Raw genomic sequence first — 1,050 nt, forward strand, 5'->3', positions numbered from 1 at the left:
CATGTGTTCTACCGCGGATTAACGCTGAAAAATGCGAAAGCGCCGCAGAGCGACGCTTCCGATCATAATCCATTACTGGTGTCGTTTACGCTTAACGATTAGCGTTAGTCAGCTTAAGCGATAACGATGTACAACGCCCAAATCACGTAAAACGCAATCCAAGGCAGGCTCGAAATCACCAGAACCTGTCCGCGTTCAAATTCAGTCCACGTTAATACCACGCCGTAACCTAGAACAATGTACCAAGGCAACAGAAGTGGCAGTGAGCTAGCAAAGTGAGACCATTCGTTGGTGAGTGGCAACTTCAGTAAGCCATTGAGACTGTTGAGATCCGCCGCATAGGTCATTACCTGACCATGTTTCAATAGTAAGCTTGCGTAGCTTGCAATGTCGCCCAATACCGCTGGAAACAAAATGGCGCACGATGCCGCAAACCATTTCCAGTAACCGTATTGTTGTTTACTTGCTTTAGTCGCAAGGAAGAACCAAAACGCAAGCAACAAAAGCGTCGCAAAGCGATTGAACACGTCATTAATGATCGCACTTGCCATCAACGTGTTTGGTTCCAATAGCTCAATCTGCTGTGGGTCGATTTGTTGGAACTGTACAGTGAGTTGGTCACTTAACCACGTAAAATCAACGTTCGAAAAGTACGCGCCCCAAAATAGGAATGGGCTTAGCATCAAAAAGATGAAAGGTTGCCATCCCCAACCACCACGCTGATAAAGCGCAAGAAAACAAGAGGGTGGAGAACGGAATATATCCAACAACATTACGAGTGGGTTACTTGACGGGTTCATACACTTACCTTAGTTACATCTACGTACAGCTTAAGTTTTTGACCCGGTTTTAGGTACTTCTGCTTATGCAGTGAGTTCCATTTTACGATGTCGTTGCTCTTCACCTTGAATTTGCTTGCGATGCCACTGATGGTGTCGCCAGAGCGAACGTTGTAGAACACGGTACGAATCACGGCGCCTTGGTCTGATTTTTTCCAAATCACCAGCTTTTGACCGACGCGCAGGGTATCTTTTGGTCCCATGCCGTTCC

Annotated in this window: 2 protein-coding genes; both read right to left on the reverse strand. The window is 46.6% G+C overall.

The features are described 5' to 3' along the window. Positions 1–113: 113 nt before the first annotated feature. Positions 114–800 (reverse strand): YIP1 family protein, encoded by a 687-nt coding sequence (locus R7F07_RS25435; RefSeq protein ID WP_318110699.1) that lies wholly within the window; start codon positions 798–800, stop codon positions 114–116. Continuing rightward, positions 797–1,050, reverse strand: a 254-nt coding sequence (locus tag R7F07_RS25440; protein ID WP_318110700.1) for a LysM domain-containing protein, incomplete at its 5' end; no start/stop codon positions are given. The genes R7F07_RS25440 and R7F07_RS25435, both read right to left, overlap by 4 nt.

Source organism: Vibrio sp. YT-16, from assembly GCF_033337405.1.
GTDB lineage: Bacteria > Pseudomonadota > Gammaproteobacteria > Enterobacterales > Vibrionaceae > Vibrio > Vibrio alginolyticus.